Here is an 18,046-nt window from a genome sequence, read left to right as displayed (position 1 = left end):
AACCGGGAGGAAAGCAAACGATGTCGGTCGGAATCCGCCATGACGATTTGCGCCGGCGCAACCGGGCGATGGTGATCTCGGCGGTGCGCCGGGCCGGCCAGCCATCGCGTACGGAGATCGCAGCAACCACCGGCCTCAGTCATTCGACCATATCGGCGATCTCCTCCGACCTGATACGGGAAGGCATCCTCGCCGAGAGCAAGGCAAGTGAGCCTGTTTCGTTGAAACGCGGTCGTCCGCAGGTCGGCCTCGCCCTCAACCCGGAAGCTGCGGCGGTGCTGACCGTGGTGTTGTCGCTGAATTTCCTGTCGGCCGCCATCATCGACTATGCTGGACAGGTGGTCGCCGAGGAACAGCGCCGGCTGGATACGCTGACCATGCCGCGCGACGAGTTGATCCGTGAATGCATGGCCATCGTCCGGCGCCGGCTTGAGGATCCAGACCTTGACGTCCGCAGTGTCGCCCGCATCGCGCTGGCTATCCAGGGCATTACCGACTCCCCTGCACGCGCCATGCTGTGGTCGCCGATCACCCCGCAGACCGACATCGCCTTTGCCGACATGCTGGAGGACGAATTCGGCATCCCGGCAACGGTGGAGAACGACTGCAACATGATGGCGGTGGCTTTGCGCTGGCGCAATCCGGATCGCTATCGCGACGACTTCATCGCCATCCTGCTTTCGCATGGCATCGGCATGGGGCTGGTGCTGAAGGGCGAACTGTTCACCGGCACGCATTCCTCGGGCGGCGAATTTGGCCACATGATCCATCGTCCGGGCGGCGCGCTCTGCCGTTGCGGGCGGCGCGGCTGCATCGAGGCCTATGCCGGCAACTACGCCATCTGGCGCAACGCCAGGCAGATGAGCGAAGACAGCGAACCGGTCGCCGACGTCAGCGACGCCGACATGCGCGCACTGGCGGCCCGGGCGCGCGAGAAGGATGGGCCGGAACGCGAGGCCTACCGTAAGGCCGGCGAGGCGCTGGGTTTCGGTCTCGGCTCGCTGTTTGCGCTGATCGATCCGGCACCGGTCGCGATGGTGGGCGCCAGTGCCGCCGCCTTCGATCTGATCGAGCCGGCCTTGCGCCAGGCAATCGCCCAGACGGCCGGTGGCCAGCACTCCGGCTCGATCTCCTTCGACACCGAACCAAACGAATTGCCGCTGATCCGCGAAGGCTGCGCGATGCGGGCGTTAAGCTTTGTCGACCAGGAGATTTTCGCGCCGGGCGCGCAAATGAGGCCCGGCGTCCGAAAGAACGTCGCCTGACCAGGCGGGTCAATCTTCCCTGATCGCATAGCCGGCACCGCGGATGGTGCGGATGACATCCGGCATGCGGCCGTTGTTGACCGCTTTGCGCAGCCGCCCGACATGCACGTCGACGGTGCGTTCATCGATATAGATCGTCTCGCCCCAGACATTATCGAGCAACTGGCTGCGCGAGAAGACGCGGCCCGGATGCCGCATCATGAATTCGAGCAGCCGGAATTCGGTCGGCCCGAGCCTGATCTCGCTCTTCTTGCGATAGACCCTGTGCGATTCGCGATCGAGCACGATGTCGCCGACCTTCAGCACGCTGGACAGCACTTCCGGCTTGGCGCGGCGCAGCAGCGCCTTGACCCTGGCCATGAATTCCGGCGTCGAAAACGGTTTGACCAGATAGTCGTCGGCGCCGGTCGAAAGACCGCGCACCCGGTCGCTCTCCTCGCCGCGCGCGGTCAGCATGATGATCGGCAACCGCTCGGTTTCGGGGCGCACCCGCAACCGACGACAGAGCTCGATGCCGGAAACCGCTGGTATCATCCAGTCGAGCACCAGAAGGTCGGGCACATTCTCCTGTAAACGGATCTCGGCTTCGTCGCCGCGTGTCACTACCTCGACCTGGTAGCCTTCGGATTCGAGATTGTAGCGGAGCAGCACACCCAACGGCTCCTCGTCCTCCACCACCATTATGCGTGGTGCGATCATCGGCTGGGCACCCCCATCATGTCACCGGCGCGGACATTGTCGTTTCGTCCTGCTTCGGACGATTGACCGGCAATTGCTCGCCGGTCAGCACATAGTACGCATTTTCGGCGATGTTGGTGACATGGTCGCCGATCCGCTCCAGATTCTTGGCGCAGAACAGCAGATGCGTGCAAGCAGTGATGTTGCGCGGATCTTCCATCATGTAGGTCAACAGCTCGCGGAACACGGACGTGTATTTGACGTCAATGCGCTCGTCGGCGGCACGCAGCTTGGCCAACGCGGCCGCATCGCCTGCAGCATATTCCTCGATAACGCCCTGCACCTGGATGAGCACCAGCTGCGCCATCGCGTCGATGGAATGCGACAAGTCGCGCGGCGTGACGCTGAGGCCGACCGCACTCACACGCTTGGCGATATTCTTGGCAAGGTCGCCGATGCGTTCGAGGTCGCCGGCCATGCGGATCGCTCCGACCACATGGCGGAGATCGTGGGCCATCGGCTGGCGTTTGGCGATCAGGGTGATGGCGCGGTCGTCCAGTTCGCGTTGACGCGCATCCATGATGGCGTCGTCGGAAACGACGCGTTGCGCCAACACGTTGTCGGAATTCAACAGGGCCTTGGTCGCCCCGCCGACCATCGAACCGGCGAGGTCGGCCATGTCGCGGATCAGCTTGCTGATCTGCTCGAGATCCTCGTCGAAAGAAGCGACTGTGTGTTCGCCCATGGTCCTGTCCTCATATGCATGATCGGAACGGCTCAGCCGAAGCGGCCGGTGATGTAATCCTGCGTGCGCTTCTCTCGGGGCGACGTGAAGATCTTCTCGGTCCGGTCGAACTCGACCAGTTCACCCAGATACATGAAGGCGGTCTGGCGCGACACGCGCGCCGCCTGCTGCATGTTGTGGGTGACGATGACGATCGTGTAGTCGGCTTGCAATTCGTCGATCAGCTCCTCGATTTTTGCGGTCGACAACGGGTCGAGTGCGGACGCCGGTTCGTCGAGCAGAATGACTTCCGGCTTCACCGCCACGGTGCGGGCGATGCAGAGCCGCTGCTGCTGGCCGCCGGACAGGCTCAAGCCGCTGGCGTTGAGCTTGTCCTTGACCTCGCTCCACAGCGCGGCGCGCTTCAACGCCTGTTCGACGCGGCCGTCCATCTCGGACTTGCCGAGGTTCTCGTAGAGCCTGACGCCGAAGGCGATGTTCTCGTAGATCGACATCGGGAACGGCGTCGGCTTCTGGAACACCATGCCGATCTTGGTGCGCAGCAGATTGAGATCTTGCGACCGGTCGAGAATGTTCTTGCCGTCGAGCAGCACCTGGCCCTCGGCCGTCTGTTTCGGGTAGAGCTCATAGATGCGGTTGAACACACGCAGCAGCGTCGATTTCCCGCAGCCCGATGGGCCGATGAAGGCCGTGACACTGCGCTCGGGCAGCGACAGGCTAATGTCCTTCAGCGCCTTGCTCTGGCCGTAGTAGAAGTTGAGGTTCTTGACCTCGATCTTCGTCTTCTCGGCGACCGTTTCGGTCATCGTCATGTCTGGGGACAACATCTGCGTCATCTGTCCTCTCTGCGTCCGGTAAGGCTGCGGGCGAGGATGCTCAAGCCCAGAACCGTCAGGGTGATTATGAGTGCGCCGGTCCACGCCAGCTGCTGCCATTCCTCGTAAGGGCTGAGAGCGAACTGGAAGATGGTCACCGGCAGGCTGGCCATCGGCGCGTTGATATTGCTCGACCAGAACTGGTTGTTGAGCGCAGTGAAGAGCAGCGGCGCCGTCTCGCCGGAAATGCGTGCTATCGCCAGCAATATGCCGGTAACGATGCCGGACAATGCGGCGCGATAGGCGACCGAACGGATCACCACCCAGCGCGGCGCGCCGATCGCGGCGCCGGCTTCGCGCAACGCGTTCGGTACCAGGTTGAGCATGTCTTCGGTGGTGCGCACGACCACCGGAATGACCAGGATGGCAAGCGCCACGGCACCGGCAATGGCCGAGAAATGCCCCATTGGCCGCACCATCAATTCATAGACGAACAAGCCGATGATGATCGACGGCGCCGACAACAGGATGTCGTTGATGAAGCGGACGACGGTGGTGATGCGCGAGAAACGTCCATACTCGGCCATGTAGGTTCCCGCCAGCACGCCGATCGGCGTGCCGACGACAACCGCGATGATCGTCATCAGCAGGCTGCCGGCGATGGCGTTGAGCAGGCCGCCCGCCTCGCCGGGTGGTGGCGTCATCTCGGTGAAGACCGCGAACGAAAGCCCGGCTGTGCCCTTATAGACCAGTGCGCCGAGGATGAGCGCCAGCCAGGCAAGCCCGATACCGGCAGCGACGACGCAAAGCGCCATCATCACCGAATTCCTGGCTTTGCGGCGGCTGTGGAGCGATGAGGATGTCGACATCGGTCAGGCTCCCGTACGGGCGTCGATCCGCATCAGCATATAGCGGGCGGCGGCAAGGATCAGGAAGGTGATGACGAACAGGATCAGGCCGAGCGAAACCAGCGAGGAGGTGTAGAGATCGCCGTCGGCTTCGGTGAATTCATTGGCGATGGTGGCCGAGATGGTCGTGCCCGGCGCGAACAGGGAGGCACTGATGCGGTGGGCGTTGCCGATGACGAAGGTCACCGCCATGGTCTCACCGAGCGCGCGGCCGAGGCCAAGCATGACGCCGCCCATGATGCCGATGCGGGTATAGGGAATGACCACGCGCCGGGTCACTTCCCAGGTCGTACATCCGATGCCGTAAGCCGATTCCTTCAGCACCGCCGGCACCGTATCGAAGACGTCTTTGGTGATCGAGGTGATGAATGGCAACACCATGATGGCGAGGATCAGCGCCGAGGTCAGAAGTCCGATGCCGTAAGGAGGGCCGGCGAAAAGGCTGGATAGTCCCGGTACGCCGTGAAAGATGTTGATGATGAAGGGCTGTATCGTCGTCTGCAGGAACGGCGCGAACACGAACAGGCCCCAGATGCCGTAGATGATCGAGGGAATGCCGGCCAACAGCTCGACCGCTATGCCGATCGGGCGCCTGAGCGGGCGCGGGCAGAGCTCGGTGAGAAAGATTGCAATGCCGATGCCGATCGGGACCGCGATCAGGATGGCGATGGCCGCCGTGACCAGGGTGCCGTAGATCGGCGCCAGTGCGCCAAATTTTTCCGTGACCGGATTCCAGCTCTCAGTCGTCAGGAAAGAAAAACCGAAGGACGACAGCGCCTGCCATGAGCCGGCAAACAGCGAGATCGCGACACCGCCGAGGATGACCAGTACCAGAATTGCGGAAGCGCGGGTGAGACCGCGGAATATGGCATCTGTGAGCGCGAAGCGCCGCACCGTAGCTTCCCTGGCCCGGGCTGCTGCGGATGATGGCATGGCATCGGAAGCGATGGTCATTGGGTCCTCGCGATTGAAGGCAACAGGGAGGACGCCATCGACGCCCTCCCTGGAGGAGATTACATGGCCGAGTAGAGCGGCTTGCCGTCGTCGCCGACGACTTCCTTGGCCCACATGGCCTTGACGCTCTCGACCACCTTGTCGGGCATCGGAACGTAGTCCAACTCGCCGGCCATCTCGTCGCCCTTGTCGTATGCCCAGGCGAAGAATTTGAGCGCTTCGCCGGTCGTCGCGGCGTCGTCCGGCTTTTTGTACAGGAGGATCCACGTGGCAGCCGTCATCGGCCAGGACTCGGCGCCCGGCTCGTTGGCGAGGATGACGCCATAGCCCGGCTGCGAGCTCCAGTCGGCATTGGCCGCTGCTGCCGAGAACGCCGCCGCGGTCGGTTCGACCTTCTTGCCGTCCTTGTTGATCATGTCGGTGTGGGTGAGCTTGTTCTGCTTGGCGTAGGCGTATTCGACATAGCCGATCGCGCCGCCGGTCTGGGCGACGTTGTTGGCAACGCCCTCATTGCCCTTGGCGCCGATGCCGACGGGCCATTCCACTGCCTTGTCGACGCCGACCTTTTCCTTCCAGTCCGCGCTGACGTCGCCGAGATAGTATGTGAAGTTGAACGTCGTGCCCGAACCGTCGGAACGATGAACGACCGCGATCGCCTGCGAAGGCAGCTTGACGTCGGGATTGAGCTTCTTGATCGCCTCGTCATCCCAGCTCGTGATCTTGCCGAGGAAGATGTCGGCCAGCGTCGGGCCGTCGAGAACCAACTCGCCCGGCTTGATGCCTTCGAGATTGACGACGGGAACGATGCCGCCCATCACCATCGGGAACTGAGCCAGTCCGGACGCTTCAAGCTCTTCGCCTTTGAGCGGCGCATCCGAAGCGCCGAAGGTAACGGTCTTGGCCTTGATCTGCTTGATGCCGCCGCCGGAACCGATCGACTGGTAGTTAAGGCCAACGCCGGTGTCTTTCTTGTAGGTGTCGGCCCACTTCGCATAGATCGGGTAGGGGAAGGTGGCGCCGGCGCCGGAGATGTCCGCGGCGAGCGCGGCGGACAGGGTGAGGGTGGTCGTCGCCGCAGCCATTGCAATCGCAACGGCCGCCGAGCGGATGAAATGTCTCATGTGGCCTGCTCCTGTTCGGAATATGGTCTCTCGGCGCCATTCCTCCGGCGCCCGCTGAGGCCAATAGCCCCCGATTATTACAGTCGCATGACAGTTTCATGTCGCTCCGGTAACGTCGTCCAGCCGGATTAAGAAGGAGCGAACGCGGCCTTTGTCGGAGTGGGCCGCGGTTTGCCGCTGGAATCAGCAGCTTGCGTGAATTCCGGCCGGCATCGTCTCGTCGGCGATCGCAGCCACCGGCTTTAAAAGAAAAAAGCCGGACGGGAGCGCGTTGCATGCAGCCAGAACGTGTCATGGCCGCGCCATCGCCGAAACAGGTCCGTTGGGGTAAATCTGACCCTGTTTCTTGCCGGCGGTCGCTGCTCCCGCCCGTAACTGGAGGAGCGGAACTTCGAATATCCCATTGTCGCCACTGAGCGCGGCTTTGGTATGGTGCGATCGCACCATGGCCTTAAGCTGGAAGCGTTGACGAATCGCAAGGTTTAACGCGCGCTGGACCTCGATCCGCGCTCGATCTTCGAGCAAGGCCTTCGACCGGAAGTGCGACGACCTCTACCTCACCGTATCTACTCCCTTCGCCCTATTCCGCCGGTTGTCGGTTAGGCCGAAGCAGCGTTATAAGCTTGCAGGGGTATTGCCGATGTTTCGACGGATTCTGCCTGTCTTCCTGTGCCTGGCGCTGCCTCTGGGAAGCGGCTGCGCGCGCAGCTATGACGGCACCGTCATCATTCCCAAGCCGCTCGATGTTCGCCGTTTCTGGGACCGGCCTTCGCCGCAGGCGCAAGCCGAACAGTCGCAACTGGAGACCGACGTCTTTCCAGTGGCGCCGCAAACGCCGAAAAGGCCGGCGGTGCGCAGGAGCGCAGCTTCGGTTGCAGCGCCACGGAGAAGGGTTGCCGTCAACCCGCCCGTGCTGTCGCCGGAGCCGACGAAGCCGCTAACTTGCAGGAACGTCAGCGAGCCCGGCAAACGGGCCCGCATGGTCTGCGAATAACCGGCAGACGTCGATCGATGCGCACGGCTCCAGGCCTTGAGGCGGCTATCCGGCCAGCCGTTCGCCGTCTCGGACCATCGCCCGCCTTGGTCAGTCCGCCGGGAAAAAGGCCGGCCCGACCACTCTCACCGGCCGCGCGCCAACCGCTTTTTCGATCGACTGATGCTGGGCAGCCCCTTGCACCTCGGCAGCTTGCGTTTTTGCCTCTGCGGCAGCGGCACCGGCGGTTTCGATCCCGGATTCAGGAATTTCCGCGACGATGCCAAAATCCGGCTTTGCCGTAGGCAACGGAATGATGGCGTTGCTCATGTTGGCCGGTGTCACGGTTCGTGCCCTGAGTTCGGCGACGCGCCGGTAATAGCGCTTGACGTCGCAGGCCTTGAAGTTCGCGTCGTCGCGGTACCGGAACGCGGCAGGTAGCTCCACATAGGGTTTTCCCGACTGGAGCCCGACCATCTCTTCGGTCTCGCGAGTGGCATCGCTCAGCGTATAGAGGTCGACGCCGGCATCGTCGCAGATGTAGCGGCACTGATCGACCGTTTCCTTCAGATCGTCGCTCTTGGCGAACTGCGATTTTGGCGCGGGGAAGAAATATCCGTCCGACAAGCGGACGCAAAACAGCATCCGATTGCCGCCAATTGTTGTGCCTGCGGACTGGGCTTTGGGTGCTGTGCGTTGCTGCGCCGGCTGTTTCTTGGCAGCGGGGGCGGCGCAGCCCAGCGCGACAAACCTGGCCTTTAATCCGGAGGTGTCCCTGCCCGAATTCGACAGTCTGGCGATCTGCCGTTGCGCCTCCGCCTTGCTGCTGACCAGGTCGGCGCAGGGATTGAAGAAGAAACCGGCCGTTTTCACCGTGCATCGGCGTTGTCTCTCCAGCTTTTGAAGCGCGGCGAGTTGCCGGTGCAGTTGGGCAAGCTCGGGGCTGGTCCCGCCGCTGCGCCCCGCCGAAAGCAATTGGCTCCTGATAGCACCGCAGCTATCCGCGTAGGAGAAGGATGTGCCGAGCGCAACGGCTATTGCCGACACTAGCATCAGAATCGTGAAGAGCCAGAAGCGTGTCATTGGAACGACCATTATCCTTGTTGCGCCGAGAACAGGATTTCTTTGTCGACTATAGATAAGTACTAGCTAAATCAGTTTCACCTAATTGAAGTAGATCGAACTGCCGACAGAGACTTTAGCTCCAGTGTATTAGATCAACTCGTGTAAACTCAATATTACATTTTTATTTCAAGATTGAGACGAACCGGCAGCAACGCCGGCGGACGCCCGCCACGGCGAAGTTTGATGCGCGCGGCGGGTTCCGCATCGCGATCAATCCGGCGTTACCGGCCGACCGTTGCTGAAACCTTAGCCCTGGGTTCGGCGTTGAGCGGCCAAAGGAGGAGACCGCAAATGTCGATCCACTTCACGGTCGCGGACCTGACCAAAAGTCTGTTCCATTCTCTTGGGCTGGACCATGAACGTGCGCCGAGGCCACTCGACCACGAGCAGAGGCTTTTACTGGAGTGCTATCTCGCCGGCCAGATACCGGAATCGGCCTGGAGCGACTATGTCTTCGAGATGCCGGAACTGGCACGACATGTCGAGGCGAGACGAAGCCGCCACTAGAGCGCATCGCGGTCGACAGGGCCTCATGTGACGCGCTTAGGTTCTTGTCTAATGCATGTCGTTGTCGCAAAACCGCTGCACACTTTGCGCGACATGCATTAGGTCCCGAAAAGTGGAATCCGGATGTCGGAAAAGATCAAGGCGAAGCCTGCACTCGCGTTGCAGGCTGTTTTTGTTTGGGCGAGTTGAATTGCAGAGTGAACACCTTGCCCGGGATGCCTTCGGCCAGCGCCGGTGAAAGGCTCAACGGCAGGCAGTGGTCCACGGCCGCAATCGCCGCATCGACAAAAGTTTGCCGCGCCTTCTCGTCGCCGGCCACGCGGATGGCGGTCGGCTTGGGCCGGCCGATCAGCGTGCCATTGCGCCTGAAGCTGAAGCTCAGGGTGACGGTGGAATTCCCGGCATTCGCCGGCGGGGTCCAGCACGCCTGGATGGCAGCCCCGACCTCGGGCATGGTGTTGAGCGTCGCTGCATTCGATTGACCGGCTGCACCCGCCAGCATAGCGCCTGCGATCACCACCATTCCAGCAATGCTTTTCATGACAGGGCCTCTGTCCTTGAACCGCCCTCGAGGACGGGACTACTTCGATGGTAGGGCCGACATCGGCGATGACAAGATGGGGGCGATGACAAGATGCCGGCAACGCACTTCATCAGCCATGCAGGCGCCGTGAAGCGCCGACAGCCGCAACTTCGGCAGGGCTGCCACAAGCAAAAGGCCGGCGCGCAGCCGACCTTTGCTTTCCATCCGCGCCAGTACATCCGTGGTCGCGGGCTGGAGGTGGATACAGTAGAAAGGGTTTCGGTTAACGAAACCTTAAGCTCCCCACATCGTGCAAACAGGGGAGAGTAAAAAAGAATTACCCCAGATCATTGCAGGCTCCTGCAGAACGCGCGGACGATCGCCGGCCTGTACGTGCCTCAGGCGTTGGCCTGCGACCGCACATAGGCGATATAGCCGCGCACATCGCCGGCCGGCTCGGCATAGGCCTTGCCGAGCTTCTTCTCGATCGCCGCCATATAGTCTTTTGCCCATTGGGGTAGCGCATAGTCGATGACGGCGAGGAATTCGAGCGTCGCCGCCAGCCGGATGTCGGCGATCGACGGGTTCTTGCCGCCGATGAACGGCTTGCCGTTCCTGAAGAAGCTGTGAAACACCTCCAGCGGCTCGGCTATCGCTTCCATAGCGGCCTTCTGGGCTTCCGACTTCCTGTCGGGATCAGCGTCGCTGTGGCCGACCTCGCCGGCATATTGCGGGAAATTCAGTGCCGGATAGGTGGCGCGCGCCACATAGGGGTAGAGCGTCCCGATCAGGTAGAACATGGCGCTGTCGATCATTGCCCGCTTGGCCGGCGCCTTGGGATATAGTTTATCCAGCCCGTGCTTGTTGGCGAGGTACTGCATGATGGCGCAGCTTTCCCACAAGACACCTCTCGGCAGGCCCTTGTCCTCGATCATCGGTGTCAGATGGGCGGGGTTTCGCGCCATATATTCGGGCGAGCGCGTGTGGCCCCATACGTCGGTTTCGGAATGGTCGAGCCCGGCGGCGCGCGCAAACACCCGAACGCTCATATTGTTGACGCTCGGCTTCAGCATGCTGAGCGTCAGCGCCGGCTTTTTCGCCGGTTTCACCTTGGCCTTCGCGGGCTTTTTGGCGGAGACCTTCGCCGCCGGCCTTGCCACTTTCGCCGCTGACCTGGCGGCAGCTTTGGCCGCCGGCTTCGCTCCTGGCTTGCCTGTCATCGGTGCCGAAGTCTTGGCCGTGGGCTTTTTCGCACTCTTCGTTGCTGTCTTTGCCATTATGTCCTCCCTTTGTTTGGCGTGTCGTCAGTATGGATTTTTCGGTGCGCGATCCTCCGACAAGGTTGCGCGCGAGCGCTCGACAAGCGCCTGGATCGCATCGGCAAGGTGCACTTCGGCGATGTTGTAGTCGCCGCGCGCGACGCGGATCTTGTGCGCCTGCATCAGCACGTCGGCATGGGTGAAGCCCGCCGGCGGCTCGAAACGGTAGGAGGCGAGCTCGATCAACAGGCCAAGCGGATCCTCGAAATAGATCGAGTCCATGAAACCGCGATCCTTGACGCCGCTGTGCTTGATGGCGCGCTCGTCGAGCCGGGCGACCGCCTGCAAAAAGGTGACGCGCGACACCGCGAAAGCGATGTGATGGACGCAGCCCGTATCGGTCGGCGTGCGCCGCTTGACCGCCGCGCGGCTCTCGTCGGTGAAGACCGTGATCAGCCGCCCATCGCCTGGGTCGAAATAGAGGTGGCTTTCGCTCGCCTTGTCGAGATTGGGCTGCTCGAAGATGAAAGGCATGCCGAGCACGCCCTCCCAGAAATCGATCGAGGTCTGGCGCCCGGCGCCGACCAGTGTGATGTGATGGACGCCTTGTGATTGCAGTTTTTGCATCTGATTCCTCCCGGCCACGCCGTCTTGCCGCCGAACGGAAGTTCGGATGCCCAGTCGCGCTTGGATCAGCGCCCGGCATGTGACCGCGCCCGGCCTCGCTCGCCTGCGCTGCGCATTCCGCATCCTGCAGGAGTGCGGCCGGAGCTTTGATGAACGGATGCTAATTCAATCCGAGGCATTACGCCAGAAGCGCTGAGCTTCAAGAACTCCACGCAGGCGCCAAGAGCGGCACCGGGATCGCGGACGCCTTCGCCGAGCTCGCCGAAACGATCCGTCGCCGGCAGCGGTAATGGTGCGGCAGCCCGCAGGTCGCTGGGTTTCCCGAGCGGCCGGTTTGGCGACGGCAGGTCAAGGAGGCTGGTTGACGCATGCCGCGCCTGGTTCGGATTACGGGCGCCCTTAGATGAAAATCACATATTCTTCATCGGCACGTCGGGATCGACATGTCCCCCATCGGCAGTGATCTTCAGCCTTGAGAGGTAGTGCTCCCATCCCCTTCGGTGGCTGTCACGCTCCTTTGCGTTCGGCAGTCCGCTGTGCGTGAAGCGGATCAGTGTCCCCGCATCCCTTGCGATCAGGTCGATCTCGACATGGCTGGAGCCGGGCGGCACGGTCTCGTTGTCTTCCCAGCCAAAACTGTAGGCAAGACGGTGGACCGGGATCACCTCGGTGAACTCACCGCGCGCCATATGGCGACCACCGACATTGACGAGGAACAGACCGCCCGGCGTTGCATCCAAATTCGCTTCGGTCCCGATCCATCGCACGATCTGGTCCGGATCCGTCAAAAGCGCGAACACGGTCGCTTGTGGCGCGGCGACCTCAATCTCTGTGTAAACCGATTCCGCCATCGCTCACTCCAGGTCACATCCGCATCGAATGCCGTGCATGATTGAAGCGAATATGGGGAGTTGCAAGAAGATGTTCGAGGCGTAAGCATAAGCCGGTGCCGAGTGACCTTCTACCGATGCTTCTCGCAAGCTCGCTTTCATTCCTTCTGGACGACGCCGCGCATATTGGCGACGGTGGGCGACTTCTATTGCAGCTCTCAACGCATTTGATGGAAGACGGCTTGCCGATCATCGCCGGCGCGCTGGCGCAGGATGCTCCCGACCCGATCATTTCACGCCGCATCTGGCTCTGGCGAGCGCCTGGGGGTGAAGTGGTCGAGGCTTTGGGGATAGGCGCCGACGGCCAGAATGCCGATCCCCGGCTCGTGCTGCGGGAGTGGCTTGGCACGACGCGGGCGATCGTGTTCGACGAGCGAGCGGGCGGTGTCGCACCGACTTTGGTGTGGGCGTTCGATCATACTCCGGATGAGGCGCAGTCAGAGCTGCTGCGGCAAGTCTCCCGGTTTGCTGCGGCTCCGATGACCGCACTCGCGGAACGGTCCGCGAAACGCGCATTGCTCGAAGCATATTTGGGAAAGCGCAGTGCAGCACATGTGCTCAACGGTCATTCTCGTCGAGTAAAGGGAGAGACGATACGGGCTGCGCTTCTGTGCGCGGACCTTCGAGGTTTCACCGATCTATCCGAGGTTCTAGATGCAGACGAGATCGTATTGGTACTTGATGCCTGGTTCGATTGCGTCGCCGGCGCGGTGCACGCATTTGGTGGTGAGATTCTCAAGTTTATAGGTGATGGCGTCCTCGCGATCTTCCCGATTGGCGAGCGCGATGCAAATGCCGCATGTGACGCTGCGGTACGCGCCGTGAAGGCCACGCGCGCCGGGATAGATCACCTCAACCAAACTCGGCGCCGCAATGGCGGCCCTGAGCTCGGATATGGCATTGGCCTGCATGTCGGCGAGATACTCTGGGGGAATATCGGCACTGCCGGCAGGTTGGACTTCACCGCGATCGGCAAGGCTGTAAATCTTGTCAGCCGCATCGAAGGGCTGTGCAAGCCGTTAGGACGGACGGTGCTCGCGTCGACAGCGTTCGAGGCAGAAACTACCGAGCCGATGATCGCCATGGGCAGTCATCCGCTCGGAGGAATAGCAGGCGCGCAAACACTTTTCGGCTTGCCGGAATAGATCGAATGGTTGAGCGCGCCGTGGCTGTGTCGTTCGCAGCATATCTTGGTATCGTGCGAAGCCATGAATGAGAGAAATTCGAACGGCAAAGAAGCTATGATACTGCAACTGGAGTATGGCGCGTTTAGAGCCCAGCCATGCGCGTCGCGCGCAGCTTCGCTGGCCGGTGCTAAGGGCCGAGTATTCCCGGCATCCACCCTTCGAGGGAGAGGCGCCTTCGCCAAGCTCGCCAAAACGATCCGCCGCCGGCAGCTGTAGCTCAGGTCGGCTCCAGGCAGTGCCGACCAGCGTGATGGACGCCTTGCGATTGTAGTTTCTGTATCTGGCTCCTCCCGCGCGGCATCGACTGCCCTGTTCAGCGCGACGTTCTGCGCGCGCTAAAGCTGTGCCTCAAAACCTATGATTCAATGCTAGTGCAATCGGCTCCGCTGCGCCAGAAGCGGCAATGAGCCAAACCCGCCGCGACCCAAGGCGATGGATCGGATTGATGGTTTGCCGAGAGCTTGGAGAGACTTGGTACGCCCAAGGGGAATCGAACCCCTGTTCCCGCCGTGAGAGGGCGGTGTCCTGACCGCTAGACGATGGGCGCGTTCAAGAACCGGCGATATAGGCTGACGGCTGGCAAAAAGCAACTAGGCTTAAGGCTGCCTGTCGCGCCGGTGAAATATCCGCTGCAAGCCTAGCGTTTTGGCTCGATCAGGTCCCAGAGATTGCCATAGAGATCGGCGAAAACCGCCACAGTGCCATAGGCTTCATGGCGTGGCGCCTCACGGAATTCGATGCCCTTTTCGAGCATCAGCGCATGGTCACGGGCAAAATCGTCGGTTTCGAGGAACAAAAAGACCCGTCCGCCGGTCTGGTTGCCGATCGCGTCCCTTTGCGCATCGCCGGATGCCTCGGCGAGAAGCAGGCGCGCGCCCTGCCCGTTGCCCGGCGTGATGGTGACCCAGCGCTTGCCGCTGCCGAGATCGACATCTCCGGTGAGGACAAAACCCAGCCGGTCGACATACCACGAGATCGCTTCGTCATAGTTTGCGACGATAAGCGCGACCGTGGCAATGCTGCGGTGTTCGGCAAAACCGGTCATTTGTTCCTGATCGAAAAACGGCCGACGATGCGGCGCTCAGTGATGTCATAGACGAAAATAGCGCGGCTGCCGTCGGGCAGTTCGGCGTCGATCGACAGGCGATTGCCGGAGAGCGATTGGCTGATCACCCTGGCGCCGACCGGCAGCACGATGTCGCCGTTGACCGTCTCGCCGATCGGCACCTGGATGTCACTGGTCAACGGCGGGGCGGCAGGCGGTGCGTTGCGCGCTTTGTAGACAAGCGCCGCGATCACCACCATAAGGGCGAGGAACAGCAGGCCGAGATTGATGGCGACGAAGCGGACGAGCTTCCGCCGCACCTTTTCGACCTCGGGGTCGAGCGGCTTTTCCTCGTCTTCGTCGGCAAGCGGCCGGGCCATGGCAGCAGATTCCGGAACTATTTTCGATGAGCGCTCATAGCGAAGAGGCCAGACAATTAATAGGGGCCGGACCGATCGTGCTGGAGGCGGGCGCCGATGCGGCCGGCCAGCGGCTCGACCAATGGCTGGCGGCCAGGCTCGGCCCCGACATGTCGCGCAGCCGCGTGCAGATGCTGATAAAGCAGGGCGCGGTCAGGATCGGCGGCAGGCAGGTCGACGAAACGAAGCGCAAGATGGCACAAGGTGACAGCGTGTCGGTCGACATGCCGGAGCCGGAACCGGCTGAGCCACAAGGCGAAGATATTGCGCTGGACGTCCTCTACGAGGACAGCGCGCTGATCGTCATCAACAAGCCGGCCGGGCTGGTCGTGCATCCCGGCGCCGGCAACTGGACCGGCACGCTGGTCAACGCGCTGATCCATCATTGCGGCGACAGCCTGTCGGGCATCGGCGGGGTGAGGCGGCCGGGCATCGTCCATCGCCTCGATAAGGAGACCAGCGGCGTCATGGCCGTCGCCAAGGCCGATCGCGCCCACAAGGCGTTGTCGGAGGCCTTTGCCGACCACGGCCTGACCGGCGATCTCGAGCGCGCGTATCTGGCGTTGGTCTGGGGCATACCGGCAAGGCCGACCGGGACGGTCGACGCGCCGCTCGGCCGCGCCGCCGACCGGGTACGCCGTGCCGTGGTACCGCAAGGCCGCGACGATGCCCGCCATGCCATAACGCATTTCACCGTCGTCGAGCGCTTTGGCGAGCAGCAGCAGGAATTCGCCACGGCGAGCCTGGTCGAATGCCGGCTGGAAACCGGTCGCACCCACCAGATACGCGTCCACATGGCCCATATCGGCCATCCGGTGATTGGCGACCCCGAATACGGCCAGGCTTTCCGCACCAAGGCCAATCGGTTGCCCGAGCCGCTAAGGAGCAAGGTAAAAGCGTTTCCGCGACAAGCTTTGCACGCCCGCCTCCTTGCATTTCGGCATCCGGATACCCATCTAACGATGAGGTTCGAAGCACCGATACCGTGGGACATGGAGGAACTCGTCGACGGCTTCCGCAAGCTCTGAACCAACCACCTGAAAACCTGACCGGCGTTGTTCACTTCAACGTGACACACTGTTTCGTGTTGAACAAATGCCTGTCTTTCTGGTTTTGTTCCTATATATGTCGGTTGGCGCGAATGTGCCTTTGGCATTCGCGCCACATGCCCGCCGCGTTTCGGGGGCATCACTCCAATAGAGAGGGGGCGCTATCATGGCCCAGTCATTACCCAGCATCGTTTCCGGCGAAGGCGGTCTCAGCCGCTACCTGGAAGAAATCCGCCGCTTTCCGATGCTTCAGCCGCAGGAAGAGTACATGCTCGCCAAGCGCTATGCCGAGCATGAGGACACCACGGCTGCGCACAAGCTCGTCACCAGCCACCTTCGGCTCGTCGCCAAGATCGCCATGGGCTATCGCGGCTACGGCCTGCCGATCGGCGAGGTGATCTCGGAAGGCAATGTCGGCCTGATGCAGGCCGTCAAGAAATTCGAACCGGAGCGCGGCTTCCGTCTCGCCACCTATGCGATGTGGTGGATCAAGGCCTCGATCCAGGAATACATCCTGCGCTCGTGGAGCCTGGTCAAGATGGGCACCACCGCCAACCAGAAGCGCCTGTTCTTCAACCTGCGCAAGGTGAAGGGCAAGATCCAGGCGCTCGACGAAGGCGATTTGAAGCCCGACCAGATCACCGAGATCGCTACCCGGCTGAACGTCTCGGAAGCGGAAGTCGTGTCGATGAACCGCCGTCTGTCGGGCGACGCCTCGCTCAATGCGCCCATCCGGGCCAGTGAAGGCGAGTCCGGCGAATGGCAGGATTGGCTGGTCGACGACCACGAAAGCCAGGAAGAGATGCTGATCGAGCAGGACGAGCTGGAAAACCGGCGCGGCATGCTGTCCGGCGCTCTTGCCGTGCTCAACGACCGCGAACGCCGCATCTTCGAGGCGCGCCGCCTCGCCGATGAGCCGTTGACGCTGGAAGAGCTGTCGGCCGAGTTCGATATCAGCCGCGAGCGCGTGCGCCAGATCGAGGTGCGCGCCTTCGAGAAGGTGCAGGACGCGGTCAAGGCCGCAGCCAAGCGCCAGATGCAGGCGCTGCGCACCATCGAGGCGCAGCCCGCAGCGTAAAGCCTTCAGATAGAAACGAATAACGGCGGCGCCACATACCTGGCGCCGCCGTTTTTTTAGAGGGTTGCCAGTTCCGCGGCGCCTTCGCGGATGTCCGATCCGCTGCCATAAACTGCTCAGTAGCCTCGCCATCGTGTCCGCAGGCGATCTCATTGATAGCGGCATTATCGCAATTTTCCCCAAGCCCTGGAAACCGCAACGCTGCAAGCTGTGGCGACAATGTTCCGGCGCCGACACGGGCTTCCGTCGCAAAATTCCACAAGGCGGCGCTTGCTCAGACGGTCGACAACGGGCCCGCCGGGCCGCGCCGGGCAGTTGAACTCATCTGTTCGGAAACAAAGGCAGTGTGACGATGACCATTTCTCCGTTTCTGGCCGCTCTCGGATCCGAGGGTCCGCCAGCCGATCGGGCGAAAGACATGGCCCTGTATGGATGGCTAATTGGAAGCTGGGAAATGGACTCGGTCCACTATCTCGACGACGGCACAATCCAGAAATGGGATGGCGAGTGCCATTTTGGCTGGGTGCTCGAAGGCCGCGCGATTCAGGACGTTTGGATCAGGCCCAAGCGCCCTGCGCCGTCGACGATGTATGGCACGACCTTGCGCATCTTCGACCCTGGGATCGATGGCTGGCATATCATATGGAATGACCCGCTCAACCGGGATCACTCGTGCCAGATCGGCCGGGCCGAGGGTAAGGACATTGTCCAGCTCGGCAATGACTCACGGGGGATGAAAACTCGATGGCGTTTCACTGAGATCACTGCCAGCAGCTTCCATTGGATCGGCGAGGAAAGATCTTCCGAGAGCGACCCTTGGCAAATCACGTATGAACATTTAGCCCGCCGAACAAAACCCTGACGCTGGACTAAGCAAT

20 protein-coding genes and 1 tRNA gene are annotated in these 18,046 nt (G+C 61.9%); 7 read left to right on the top strand and 14 right to left on the bottom strand.

Annotated elements, in window-relative coordinates:
• The first annotated feature begins 20 nt into the window (after positions 1-20).
• Positions 21-1,265 (top strand): ROK family protein, encoded by a 1,245-nt coding sequence (locus tag AC0L2Y_RS07275; protein WP_473554914.1) that lies wholly within the window; start codon positions 21-23, stop codon positions 1,263-1,265.
• 9 nt (positions 1,266-1,274) lie between these two features.
• On the opposite strand, the gene phoB is transcribed toward AC0L2Y_RS07275, so the two are convergent.
• The 6 genes from phoB to pstS are packed head-to-tail and all read right to left on the bottom strand — an operon-like array spanning position 1,275 to position 6,486.
• Entirely contained in the window at positions 1,275-1,964 is a 690-nt protein-coding gene (phoB, locus tag AC0L2Y_RS07270; protein ID WP_031212149.1) for a phosphate regulon transcriptional regulator PhoB, read from the bottom strand.
• 16 nt (positions 1,965-1,980) lie between these two features.
• Positions 1,981-2,688 carry a phosphate signaling complex protein PhoU gene (gene phoU, locus AC0L2Y_RS07265; RefSeq protein WP_254816572.1) on the bottom strand — a complete coding sequence of 236 codons (708 nt, stop codon included), beginning with the start codon at positions 2,686-2,688 and terminating at the stop codon, positions 1,981-1,983.
• 32 nt (positions 2,689-2,720) lie between these two features.
• On the bottom strand, positions 2,721-3,524 hold the full coding sequence (gene pstB, locus AC0L2Y_RS07260) for a phosphate ABC transporter ATP-binding protein PstB (protein ID WP_292655560.1): 804 nt from the start codon (positions 3,522-3,524) through the stop codon (positions 2,721-2,723).
• Positions 3,521-4,372 carry a phosphate ABC transporter permease PstA gene (gene pstA, locus AC0L2Y_RS07255; RefSeq protein ID WP_023720929.1) on the bottom strand — a complete coding sequence of 284 codons (852 nt, stop codon included), beginning with the start codon at positions 4,370-4,372 and terminating at the stop codon, positions 3,521-3,523. Before pstA ends, pstB begins: the two co-directional genes overlap by 4 nt.
• A 3-nt stretch (positions 4,373-4,375) precedes the next feature.
• The gene (gene pstC, locus AC0L2Y_RS07250; RefSeq protein WP_352634128.1) at positions 4,376-5,365 is read right to left on the bottom strand and encodes a phosphate ABC transporter permease subunit PstC; all 990 of its coding nucleotides are present in this window, start codon (positions 5,363-5,365) and stop codon (positions 4,376-4,378) included.
• 59 nt (positions 5,366-5,424) lie between these two features.
• On the bottom strand, positions 5,425-6,486 hold the full coding sequence (gene pstS / locus AC0L2Y_RS07245; protein WP_473554910.1) for a phosphate ABC transporter substrate-binding protein PstS: 1,062 nt from the start codon (positions 6,484-6,486) through the stop codon (positions 5,425-5,427).
• 640 nt (positions 6,487-7,126) lie between these two features.
• Between pstS and AC0L2Y_RS07240 the strand changes: the two genes are divergently transcribed.
• Positions 7,127-7,480, top strand: coding sequence for a hypothetical protein (locus AC0L2Y_RS07240; protein WP_352564581.1), 354 nt, complete (start codon positions 7,127-7,129; stop codon positions 7,478-7,480).
• Positions 7,481-7,570: 90 nt separating this feature from the next.
• Here AC0L2Y_RS07240 and AC0L2Y_RS07235 read toward each other — a convergent pair whose 3' ends face one another.
• A complete protein-coding gene (locus AC0L2Y_RS07235) occupies positions 7,571-8,542 on the bottom strand; it encodes a DUF2865 domain-containing protein (RefSeq protein ID WP_473554908.1) in 972 nt (323 codons plus the stop codon).
• A gap of 333 nt (positions 8,543-8,875) precedes the next feature.
• On the opposite strand from AC0L2Y_RS07235, the gene AC0L2Y_RS07230 reads away from it, so the two are divergent.
• Positions 8,876-9,091 (top strand): hypothetical protein, encoded by a 216-nt coding sequence (locus AC0L2Y_RS07230; RefSeq protein ID WP_292655575.1) that lies wholly within the window; start codon positions 8,876-8,878, stop codon positions 9,089-9,091.
• Between the two features lie 136 nt (positions 9,092-9,227).
• Here the strand turns inward: AC0L2Y_RS07230 and AC0L2Y_RS07225 are convergent, their stop codons facing one another.
• From AC0L2Y_RS07225 to AC0L2Y_RS07210, 4 genes are all read right to left on the bottom strand, one after another.
• Complete coding sequence (locus tag AC0L2Y_RS07225; RefSeq protein ID WP_473554905.1) at positions 9,228-9,632, bottom strand: hypothetical protein; 405 nt, start codon at positions 9,630-9,632, stop codon at positions 9,228-9,230.
• A 380-nt stretch (positions 9,633-10,012) separates the two neighbouring features.
• Positions 10,013-10,891, bottom strand: a complete 879-nt coding sequence (locus tag AC0L2Y_RS07220; protein WP_473554903.1) for a glutathione S-transferase family protein — start codon at positions 10,889-10,891, stop codon at positions 10,013-10,015.
• 27 nt (positions 10,892-10,918) lie between these two features.
• Positions 10,919-11,500 carry a VOC family protein gene (locus AC0L2Y_RS07215; RefSeq protein WP_473554902.1) on the bottom strand — a complete coding sequence of 194 codons (582 nt, stop codon included), beginning with the start codon at positions 11,498-11,500 and terminating at the stop codon, positions 10,919-10,921.
• 410 nt (positions 11,501-11,910) lie between these two features.
• Positions 11,911-12,351, bottom strand: a complete 441-nt coding sequence (locus AC0L2Y_RS07210) for an SRPBCC family protein (RefSeq protein ID WP_008873905.1) — start codon at positions 12,349-12,351, stop codon at positions 11,911-11,913.
• 116 nt (positions 12,352-12,467) lie between these two features.
• Between AC0L2Y_RS07210 and AC0L2Y_RS07205 the strand changes: the two genes are divergently transcribed.
• Entirely contained in the window at positions 12,468-13,535 is a 1,068-nt protein-coding gene (locus AC0L2Y_RS07205; RefSeq protein ID WP_473554900.1) for an adenylate/guanylate cyclase domain-containing protein, read from the top strand.
• Positions 13,536-14,049: 514 nt separating this feature from the next.
• Here AC0L2Y_RS07205 and AC0L2Y_RS07200 read toward each other — a convergent pair.
• The 3 genes from AC0L2Y_RS07200 to AC0L2Y_RS07190 all read right to left on the bottom strand — a co-directional run bounded on the left by AC0L2Y_RS07200 (position 14,050) and on the right by AC0L2Y_RS07190 (position 15,002).
• A tRNA-Glu gene (locus tag AC0L2Y_RS07200) sits at positions 14,050-14,124 on the bottom strand.
• Positions 14,125-14,214: 90 nt separating this feature from the next.
• Complete coding sequence (locus tag AC0L2Y_RS07195) at positions 14,215-14,622, bottom strand: VOC family protein (protein WP_473554899.1); 408 nt, start codon at positions 14,620-14,622, stop codon at positions 14,215-14,217.
• Positions 14,619-15,002: a fimbrial protein gene (locus AC0L2Y_RS07190; RefSeq protein ID WP_473554898.1), complete on the bottom strand. Its 384-nt coding sequence runs from the start codon at positions 15,000-15,002 to the stop codon at positions 14,619-14,621. Before AC0L2Y_RS07190 ends, AC0L2Y_RS07195 begins: the two co-directional genes overlap by 4 nt.
• 26 nt (positions 15,003-15,028) lie before the next feature.
• Between AC0L2Y_RS07190 and AC0L2Y_RS07185 the strand changes: the two genes are divergently transcribed.
• From AC0L2Y_RS07185 to AC0L2Y_RS07175, 3 genes are all read left to right on the top strand, one after another.
• Positions 15,029-16,069, top strand: coding sequence for an RluA family pseudouridine synthase (locus tag AC0L2Y_RS07185; protein WP_473554895.1), 1,041 nt, complete (start codon positions 15,029-15,031; stop codon positions 16,067-16,069).
• Positions 16,070-16,256: 187 nt separating this feature from the next.
• Complete coding sequence (gene rpoH, locus AC0L2Y_RS07180; RefSeq protein WP_023720954.1) at positions 16,257-17,168, top strand: RNA polymerase sigma factor RpoH; 912 nt, start codon at positions 16,257-16,259, stop codon at positions 17,166-17,168.
• A 352-nt stretch (positions 17,169-17,520) separates the two neighbouring features.
• Positions 17,521-18,030 (top strand): hypothetical protein, encoded by a 510-nt coding sequence (locus tag AC0L2Y_RS07175; protein ID WP_352564601.1) that lies wholly within the window; start codon positions 17,521-17,523, stop codon positions 18,028-18,030.
• Positions 18,031-18,046 lie beyond the last annotated feature (16 nt).

It is taken from the genome of Mesorhizobium sp. WSM4830 (genome assembly GCF_055811495.1).
This window is presented reverse-complemented; position numbering and strand designations above follow the sequence as displayed.

What these genes read in the sequence shown, in the direction of transcription:
- AC0L2Y_RS07275 (WP_473554914.1), top strand. Translation starts at nt 21, where the DNA reads ATGTCGGTCGGAATCCGCCATGACGATTTGCGCCGGCGCAACCGGGCG.
- phoB (WP_031212149.1), bottom strand. Translation starts at nt 1,964, where the DNA reads ATGATCGCACCACGCATAATGGTGGTGGAGGACGAGGAGCCGTTGGGT.
- phoU (WP_254816572.1), bottom strand. Translation starts at nt 2,688, where the DNA reads ATGGGCGAACACACAGTCGCTTCTTTCGACGAGGATCTCGAGCAGATC.
- pstB (WP_292655560.1), bottom strand. Translation starts at nt 3,524, where the DNA reads ATGACGCAGATGTTGTCCCCAGACATGACGATGACCGAAACGGTCGCC.
- pstA (WP_023720929.1), bottom strand. Translation starts at nt 4,372, where the DNA reads ATGTCGACATCCTCATCGCTCCACAGCCGCCGCAAAGCCAGGAATTCG.
- pstC (WP_352634128.1), bottom strand. Translation starts at nt 5,365, where the DNA reads ATGACCATCGCTTCCGATGCCATGCCATCATCCGCAGCAGCCCGGGCC.
- pstS (WP_473554910.1), bottom strand. Translation starts at nt 6,486, where the DNA reads ATGAGACATTTCATCCGCTCGGCGGCCGTTGCGATTGCAATGGCTGCG.
- AC0L2Y_RS07240 (WP_352564581.1), top strand. Translation starts at nt 7,127, where the DNA reads ATGTTTCGACGGATTCTGCCTGTCTTCCTGTGCCTGGCGCTGCCTCTG.
- AC0L2Y_RS07235 (WP_473554908.1), bottom strand. Translation starts at nt 8,542, where the DNA reads ATGACACGCTTCTGGCTCTTCACGATTCTGATGCTAGTGTCGGCAATA.
- AC0L2Y_RS07230 (WP_292655575.1), top strand. Translation starts at nt 8,876, where the DNA reads ATGTCGATCCACTTCACGGTCGCGGACCTGACCAAAAGTCTGTTCCAT.
- AC0L2Y_RS07225 (WP_473554905.1), bottom strand. Translation starts at nt 9,632, where the DNA reads ATGAAAAGCATTGCTGGAATGGTGGTGATCGCAGGCGCTATGCTGGCG.
- AC0L2Y_RS07220 (WP_473554903.1), bottom strand. Translation starts at nt 10,891, where the DNA reads ATGGCAAAGACAGCAACGAAGAGTGCGAAAAAGCCCACGGCCAAGACT.
- AC0L2Y_RS07215 (WP_473554902.1), bottom strand. Translation starts at nt 11,500, where the DNA reads ATGCAAAAACTGCAATCACAAGGCGTCCATCACATCACACTGGTCGGC.
- AC0L2Y_RS07210 (WP_008873905.1), bottom strand. Translation starts at nt 12,351, where the DNA reads ATGGCGGAATCGGTTTACACAGAGATTGAGGTCGCCGCGCCACAAGCG.
- AC0L2Y_RS07205 (WP_473554900.1), top strand. Translation starts at nt 12,468, where the DNA reads ATGCTTCTCGCAAGCTCGCTTTCATTCCTTCTGGACGACGCCGCGCAT.
- AC0L2Y_RS07195 (WP_473554899.1), bottom strand. Translation starts at nt 14,622, where the DNA reads ATGACCGGTTTTGCCGAACACCGCAGCATTGCCACGGTCGCGCTTATC.
- AC0L2Y_RS07190 (WP_473554898.1), bottom strand. Translation starts at nt 15,002, where the DNA reads ATGGCCCGGCCGCTTGCCGACGAAGACGAGGAAAAGCCGCTCGACCCC.
- AC0L2Y_RS07185 (WP_473554895.1), top strand. Translation starts at nt 15,029, where the DNA reads ATGAGCGCTCATAGCGAAGAGGCCAGACAATTAATAGGGGCCGGACCG.
- rpoH (WP_023720954.1), top strand. Translation starts at nt 16,257, where the DNA reads ATGGCCCAGTCATTACCCAGCATCGTTTCCGGCGAAGGCGGTCTCAGC.
- AC0L2Y_RS07175 (WP_352564601.1), top strand. Translation starts at nt 17,521, where the DNA reads ATGACCATTTCTCCGTTTCTGGCCGCTCTCGGATCCGAGGGTCCGCCA.